The 7,108-nt window shown below is 68.3% G+C and carries 7 protein-coding genes; 5 read left to right on the top strand and 2 right to left on the bottom strand.

Annotated elements, in window-relative coordinates:
• Together ACTHJJ_RS02180 and ACTHJJ_RS02175 are read left to right on the top strand one after the other, a co-directional pair.
• Positions 1–805 (top strand): ABC transporter permease (locus ACTHJJ_RS02180; protein ID WP_440301298.1); only part of this gene is annotated, 805 nt, incomplete at its 5' end.
• 9 nt (positions 806–814) lie between these two features.
• Positions 815–1,633, top strand: coding sequence for an ABC transporter permease (locus ACTHJJ_RS02175; protein ID WP_440301297.1), 819 nt, complete (start codon positions 815–817; stop codon positions 1,631–1,633).
• 16 nt (positions 1,634–1,649) lie between these two features.
• Here the strand turns inward: ACTHJJ_RS02175 and ACTHJJ_RS02170 are convergent, their stop codons facing one another.
• On the bottom strand, positions 1,650–2,495 hold the full coding sequence (locus ACTHJJ_RS02170; protein ID WP_440301296.1) for a lactate/malate family dehydrogenase: 846 nt from the start codon (positions 2,493–2,495) through the stop codon (positions 1,650–1,652).
• A 210-nt stretch (positions 2,496–2,705) separates the two neighbouring features.
• Here ACTHJJ_RS02170 and ACTHJJ_RS02165 point away from each other — a divergent pair, with 210 nt between their 5' ends.
• Together ACTHJJ_RS02165 and ACTHJJ_RS02160 are read left to right on the top strand one after the other, a co-directional pair.
• Positions 2,706–3,053, top strand: a complete 348-nt coding sequence (locus ACTHJJ_RS02165) for a hypothetical protein (protein WP_440301295.1) — start codon at positions 2,706–2,708, stop codon at positions 3,051–3,053.
• Positions 3,054–3,213: 160 nt separating this feature from the next.
• Positions 3,214–4,632 carry a dihydrolipoyl dehydrogenase family protein gene (locus ACTHJJ_RS02160; RefSeq protein WP_440301294.1) on the top strand — a complete coding sequence of 473 codons (1,419 nt, stop codon included), beginning with the start codon at positions 3,214–3,216 and terminating at the stop codon, positions 4,630–4,632.
• A 24-nt stretch (positions 4,633–4,656) separates the two neighbouring features.
• On the opposite strand, the gene ACTHJJ_RS02155 is transcribed toward ACTHJJ_RS02160, so the two are convergent.
• Positions 4,657–5,142 (bottom strand): MarR family winged helix-turn-helix transcriptional regulator, encoded by a 486-nt coding sequence (locus ACTHJJ_RS02155; protein WP_440301293.1) that lies wholly within the window; start codon positions 5,140–5,142, stop codon positions 4,657–4,659.
• Between the two features lie 176 nt (positions 5,143–5,318).
• Here ACTHJJ_RS02155 and ACTHJJ_RS02150 point away from each other — a divergent pair, with 176 nt between their 5' ends.
• Complete coding sequence (locus ACTHJJ_RS02150) at positions 5,319–7,082, top strand: FAD-dependent oxidoreductase (protein ID WP_440301292.1); 1,764 nt, start codon at positions 5,319–5,321, stop codon at positions 7,080–7,082.
• The last annotated feature ends 26 nt before the right edge of the window (positions 7,083–7,108 follow it).

Genomic DNA, 7,108 nt, shown 5'->3' with positions numbered 1-7,108 from the left:
ACGCAAGGGACTGGCGGTCCTGCTCGGACCGCCACTCCTCTGGCTCGTGGTCGCCTACCTCGGAGCGTTGGCCGCGATCTTCGCCACGGCGTTCTTCAAGACCGACCCGTTCACCAACCAGGTCGTGCGGTCCTTCAACCTCGACAACTTCGCCACCCTCTTCGGGGCCACCTACCTGGGCATCATCGGGCGCACCCTGCTCATCGCAGCACTGGTGACGGTCGGGTGCGCCATGGTCGCAGTGCCGTTCGCGTACTTCATGGCCCGGGTGGCCCCGCCGGCGCTGCGCCGGGCTTTGCTCGCGGCGGTGCTCGTCCCGCTGTGGGCGTCATACCTCGTCAAGGCATATGCCTGGCGGGCGATGGTTCAGCCGGGCGGAGTCCTCGACGGCACGGTGGGCGCAACCCCCGGCTACGGCTTCGCCGCCTTGATCCTGACCCTGTCGTACCTGTGGCTGCCCTACATGATCCTGCCTGTCTACGCGGCGTTCGAGCGGCTCCCCGAGAGCCATCTGGAGGCCTCCGCCGACCTTGGAGCCAAGCCGGTCACGACGTTCCGCCGCGTCGTCGTGCCATCGCTCCTGCCGGCGATCGCGGCCGGCTCGGTGTTCACCTTCTCGCTCAGCCTCGGCGACTACATCGCGGTGCAGATCGTCGGCGGCAAGCTCCAGGTGCTCGGCACCGCGGTCCTGCAGAACATCACGCTCGACCTGCCCTTCGCTGCGACGCTCGGCACCGCCTCGGTCGTGATCATGGTCCTCTACCTGCTGGCTGTGCGCCGCTCCGGCGCGCTCGAGAATCTCTGAGGTGACGCTGTGAGGTTGGGTCGGGGCATACGGATCTCCCTCTGGATCTTCGCCTCTGTGGTGTTGGCGTTCATCTACGTCCCCCTCGTCGTCGTCTCGGTGAACTCGTTCAACAGCGACCGGACATTCGGCTGGCCACCGCCCGGCTTCACGACACAGTGGTGGTCCACGGCGCTGACGGCGCAGGGCCCGAGGGACGCGCTGCTCACGTCGGTCAAGGCCGGACTCGGCGCGACCGCGCTCGCCCTCGTCCTGGGCACCCTCCTCGCACTTGCGCTGAGCCGCTTCGACTTCTTCGGCAAGCAGTCCGTGTCGGTCCTCGTCGTCCTACCCATCGCTCTGCCCGGGATCGTGACCGGGATCGCGCTGCAGTCCATGATCCAGAACGTCCTCAGCCCGGTGTTCGGCATCGGTGCCGGGCTCTTCACGATCATCGTCGGACACGCCACGTTTTGCATCGTCATCGTCTTCAACAACGTCACCGCACGCCTCAGACGGATGGGCGCGTCACTAGAGCAGGCGTCCGCGGACTTGGGGGCCCGGCCGCTCACAACGTTCCGCCGCGTGACCTTCCCCCTGCTCCGGTCCGCCCTCGTGGCCGGCGGGCTGCTCGCCTTCGGGCTCAGCTTCGACGAGATCGTCGTCACGACCTTCACCGCGGGGCCCGACAGCCCGACGTTGCCGATATGGATCTTCAACAACCTCTTCAGGCCCAATCAGGCGCCGGTCGTCAACGTCATCGCGGTCCTGCTGGTCGTCCTGTCGCTCGTGCCGGTGTGGCTCGCGCAACGGCTCGGTGGGACCGATGCTGGGGGTAGCCGCCTGTGACCCGGGTCGTATGGAGCTACCGCCTGCACCCGTAAGTCCGTTCCGTGGTGCAGTGGAGTGCACAGGTCAGGTGATCGTGGCCGTGGCGTGCCGCAGTGAACAAGGCTTGTTCATCTCGCAGGACCGCCTCGCTCAGGCGTGCCACGACGGCCCCGATGCCGTACTGGCTCGCGCCGGTGCCCTCGATGATGCTGATGTTGGCGTACCGGATCTGGGACTCGACGTCTTCGCGGATGTCCTCGACCCGCCCACCGTGGCGAGTCAGGATGTCCAGCACGGGCACACCGGCCACGTTCGCCGAGGACCAGAGCAGGACCTCGCTGGTGCCGTGCTCCCCCACCACGTGGGCCTGCACGTCGCCCGCAGACAGCCGCAACACCCGGCCGAGGTGAACCCGGAACCGGAGGCTGTCCAGGACGGTGCCCGTGGAGAACACCCGGCCGTGCCCCGCGAGGACCCGGGTCAGTTCCGCCAGCGGGTCGGGCGGGTCGGTGACCACCATGATCGTCGCGGCCGGCGCGGCCGCGACCAGTTCGGGGACCAGCCCGCGGTAGATCGCGGCGTTCCGAGCGAGCAGCCGAAGCCGCCCGGACGGGTCGCTGCGATCGGTGGCACCACCGGCCGCCTCGTTGACTCCCGCGGTGATGATCAGCAGGTCGGCCCCGGCCAGGTCGGCGGCACCTCCGGACCTCAGGTCGACCGGCGGCAGCAGCGGCAGCCCGTAATCCATGTCCAGAGCGACACCGTTGGCCCGTGCCGTGTTCTGGTCGACCAGCACGATCTCGCGGGCGCAGCCCCGCGCCAGCAGCGCCATCGTCGCGGCCGACCCGACGGCTCCCACACCGATCACGCCAACCTTCACGAGACCTCCTCATCCACAAGGCCGCCGCACTCCGCGCCCTCAATCATCGCCCGCGTGGCGCCACCGGTCCACCGCCAGCCAGCGCTGGGCCGATCCAAGGCCGGCCGGCCCTGTTCACCCGGGCCCGCGCGGCGATACCTTCATCAGATGCCCGCGCGTCCCCGCGCCCGGCTTCGCATCACCCTTCATGCACCACGGAAGAAGACGCTCATGAGCGACGATCAGGTCCAGGGCAACCTCAAGGGCATGGACGACCTCGACTTCACCGGGTGGAACAACGCCGACTGGGACGGCGTGTTCGCACAGCACCACACCGACGACGTCCTGGTCGACTGGAAAGGCCAGCCCCCCACGAAAGGCATCGCGGCACACATCGACGCCATGAAGGCGTACGTCGAGTCCGCCGGCGGGAGCCCGCCGCAGATCTCCGCCCACCCGATCCGCTTCGGCTCCGGAGAGTGGACCTGCGTGGTCGGCGAGTTCGAAGGCGGAGGCCGCATGGTCACCGTCGCCAGATGGCGCGACGGCGCGATCGCCGAGGAGTACATCTGGTCCTGACCCTCCCCCTTTCGGGGCCCCAGCTGGTGCGACGTCGCCGAAGTACTTCGAGCCCGGCATTTCTCCGCCTTGCCCGGTCCGCCTGGAGCCGGTACCTACCGAACCAGCCGGGGCGGGCGCACAAGTTCGCCGGATCAGTTCAACAACACGAGGAGCTGGCATGCCCGCAGCAGAACTGGAAGAGGTAGACCTACTGGTGGTCGGCGGCGGGAAGGCGGGCAAGTCCCTTGCGATGGACCGCGCCAAGGCCGGGTGGTCGGTCGTGATGGTGGAGCGCGACAAGATCGGCGGCACCTGCATCAACGTCGCCTGCATCCCGACCAAATCCCTCGTGGGATCCGCAAGGACGATGCTGACCATCCAGCACGCCGAGGTCATGGGCATCGAGGTCGACGGTGACAGCGTTGTCTCGCTCGCGGCCCTACGCCGTCACAAGGAGTCGGTCGTCGGCGGGATGGTCGACGCCCACCGGAAGATGTTTACCGACTCCGGCATGGACTTCATCATGGGCACCGCGCGATTCGTCGCGCCCCGGACCGTGCAGATTGCCACGAACGAAGACGGGACGCGCCTCATCCGCGGCAAGGATGTGGTCATCAACACCGGCACGACCCCGGCAGTGCCGGACCTGCCCGGCCTCGCCGAGGCGGACGTGTGGACCTCGGAGACCATCCTGCGCCTAGACCGGCTCCCTCAGACGTTGCTGATCCTCGGCGGTGGTTACGTCGGCTGCGAGTTTGCCTCGATGTTCGCCCTCTTCGGCAGCCGAGTGGTACTGGTCCAAGGCGGCCCGCAGCTACTGCCGAGAGAGGATCCCGACGTTGCCGGCGAGGTGGCCCAGATCCTCACCGACCAGGGCGTCGAGCTGCACCTCGGCTCGCGGGCCGCCTCGGTGCGGCGCGAACAAGCCCACGAAAAAGTGACACTCACGCTCGAGGACGGTTCGGCACTGACCGGCGACGAGCTGCTCGTCGCCACGGGCCGCTCCCCCGTCACCGCAGACCTCGGCCTGGATGCAGCTGAGGTAAAACTCACCGACCGCGGCTACGTCGCCGTAGATGACCACCTGCGCACTGGCGCCGAGCACGTCTGGGCGGCAGGCGACGTCGCCGGCAGCCCGCAGTTCACCCACGCCTCGTGGAACGACTTCCGGATCCTGCGCTCCCTTCTGTCCGGGCGAGAAGCCTCCACCGCCGGGAGGCTCGTGCCCTACACCATCTTCATCACCCCCGAGCTGGCCCGAGTCGGGCTCACCGAGACTCAGGCACGCGCCGCCGGACACACGGTACGCGTCGCCAAGATCCCCGTTTCGGCAATCCCCCGCGCCAAGACACTCCACGACAGCACCGGCATCTGGAAGGCCGTCGTGGACGCCGACACCGACCAAATCCTCGGCGCTGCGCTGCTCGGCCACAACGGTGGTGAGGTCATCGCCGCGGTGCAGCTGGCGATGCTCGGCGGCCTGCCCTACCAGAGCGTGCGCGATGCCTTGCTGACCCACCCGACCATGAGCGAGGGCCTGAACCTGCTGTTCGACACCTTCGGAGACCAGCCACACCAGCCAGCCAACCACCGGTGACCAATCCCCTACCGCGAGGGGGCTTCAGGCATGAGGCGCAGAGTTGGACTGATCCGGCTCGAGGGTCTCGACCAGACGGGCTGCGGCATGAGCAACTACGTCCAGGTCGTCCTCCGACCAGCCGGCCAGCAGCCGCTCGTACACACGCCGTGCCGTTTGCTTGGTTCGCCGGTGTCGGGCAGCACCCGTGCTCGTTGCGCTCACCAGAACCGCACGTCCATCTCGCCGGTCGGGGCCGCGGGCAACCAGACCCATCGCCTCGAGCCGCCGCACTTGGGTGGTCATGGTCGACCTGTCGACCTGTTGCCAGTCGGCGAGCGCCGAGAGCCTAACGGGACCGGTGTCGGTGATCCTGCCCAAGAGCCAGGCATCCGTCGCCGAGAGGGCCGGGTCGGTGTCCGCGAGCATCGCGCGTCGGACGTCGCTGCGGGTGAACCAGCGCACCAACATCGGCACCGCGCGCTCGAGGGCAGCTGCGGCGGCGGCGGGATCGCCTCGATGGCCGTCCATGCGGTGAGGCTAGCCCAACGACTTTAGTTTGATGGCCCCAACTGTTATGGTTGAATCATCAACTAGATCCATTCATGCGACCCATTCCTACGGAGGACAACATGCGCAGCAGTTCGACTCAGTTCAGTGGCTCCATCGGCACCGCGGCGGTCAAGGGCCTTCCCGACGAGGTGGACGTGGCGGTGGTCGGGTCGGGCGGCGCCGGCCTGACAGCCGCGCTGACCGCCGCGAAGGAGGGGGCACGCGTCCTCGTTGTGGAATCGCGCGAGCTGGTGGGCGGCGCGACCGGGATCTCCGCGGGTGCCGCATGGATTCCGAACCACGGCTTTTCCACGAAGGATCTGAAGGTGGAGGACAGCCTGGAGCAGGCGCGGCGCTACATGTACGGCCAGGGGCGGGATCAGGTGCTCAACCACGAGTTGGTGGAGAAGTTCTTGGAGACCGGACCGCACGTGGCCCGGTTCATCGAGGAGCACACCTCCTTCGGCTGGATCCCGACGATCTGGCCGGACTACCGCTCCGACATCGACGGCGCGTCCGTCGGACGCGCGCTCTTCCCTGGCCCGTACTCCCCCGACGGGCTTGGAGAGGCGCGAGAGTTCGTGCGGCCGGCCCTGACGACGGGCATGGCGAAGAACCCGCTGCCGTTCTGGCTTCTGGGTGGGATCGGCATCGACGACGTCTGGCTCGCCGGACCGGCGTTGGTCGGAGCCCTGCTCGAGGCGGGCCTGCGCAATGGTTTCGACGTCCGGGTCGAGGCGCCCGCGACGCGACTCGTCACCGACGAGTCGGGCGTGCGCGGGGTCATCGTAGAGGCCGACGGCGTCGAACACACGGTGCGCGCCAGACGAGGGGTCGTACTGACCACCGGCGGATTCGAGAGCTCCCCCGATCTGACGGCGACCTACCTCGGCGCTCCCTTCGGCGTGCAGGTCTCTCCCAAGGGTCATGACGGCATCGCGGTGCAGCTGGCGAGAGAGGTCGGCGCTGACCTGACCGGAATGGAGGATGCCTGGTGGATGCCCGGGGTGCAGCTGCCCGGCGAGGAGCTGGAGGGTCGACCACTCAGTCGCGTGTTCCTGGGTGAGCGCGCGCTGCCGCACAGCATCATGGTCAACAGCAAGGGGGAACGCTTCGCGAACGAGGCCCTGGCCTATGACCAGTTCGGACAGATCATGCGGGCGGTCGACCCACAGACGGGAACCATGCCGAACGCCACCGCCTGGCTGATCTTCGACCAGAACTATTGGACGAAGTTCGGGATCTTCGGCATCACGCCTGGCGGGGAGGTGCCCGACTACCTGCACCAAGCGAACACCTTGTCCGAGCTGGCAGCCGAGATCGGCGTCGACGAGGTCGGCCTGCTCCGCACCGTCGACCGATTCAACCCCGAGGCGCGCCGAGCTCGCGACCCTGAGTTCCATCGCGGCGAGACCTTGTTCGACCGCTACTTCGGTGCCTTCTACCCGCGGTTGGGCAAGTACTCCCCCGACGCGCAGTTCCCGGCTGCCGCCGCTAAGGCCCGCATGCGCGTCGCCGCGGCGGTCGGTCCGATCGTGAGCAAGCTGGCGGGACGGGTCGCGCAGAAGAACGATCCTGAGCGCGTGCGTGCCCGTGTGGTCGGGCCGCTGGCGAAGATCATCCGACCCGTGTTGAGGAGCCCGCAGTCCAGTGTGCTGGGGCCGGTCGACACCGCGCCCTACTACGCGCTGAAGGTCGAGGCCAGCGCGCTCGGCACCGTCGGGGGCCCGAAGACCGACGCGCTCGGGCACGCACTGGACACGGAAGGCAACGTCATTCCGGGCCTGTACGCCGCTGGCAACGCCGGTGGCGCCCCCACGAAGGGCTTCTACGGAGGCGCCGGAGGGACGATCTCCCTCGGGCTGGTGTTCGGCCACCTGGCAGGCCGGGAAGCAGCCGCACGCCCCCACGACGGGTGACCCTGTCGGCGGTGACCTCGGTCGTC

It is taken from the genome of Intrasporangium sp. (assembly GCF_051961875.1).
Taxonomy (GTDB): Bacteria; Actinomycetota; Actinomycetes; order Actinomycetales; family Dermatophilaceae; genus Intrasporangium_A.
This window is presented reverse-complemented; position numbering and strand designations above follow the sequence as displayed.

Coding starts and splice junctions, on each gene's coding strand:
- ACTHJJ_RS02160 (WP_440301294.1), top strand. CDS start 3,214: ATGCCCGCAGCAGAACTGGAAGAGGTAGACCTACTGGTGGTCGGCGGC.
- ACTHJJ_RS02155 (WP_440301293.1), bottom strand. CDS start 5,142: ATGGACGGCCATCGAGGCGATCCCGCCGCCGCCGCAGCTGCCCTCGAG.
- ACTHJJ_RS02165 (WP_440301295.1), top strand. CDS start 2,706: ATGAGCGACGATCAGGTCCAGGGCAACCTCAAGGGCATGGACGACCTC.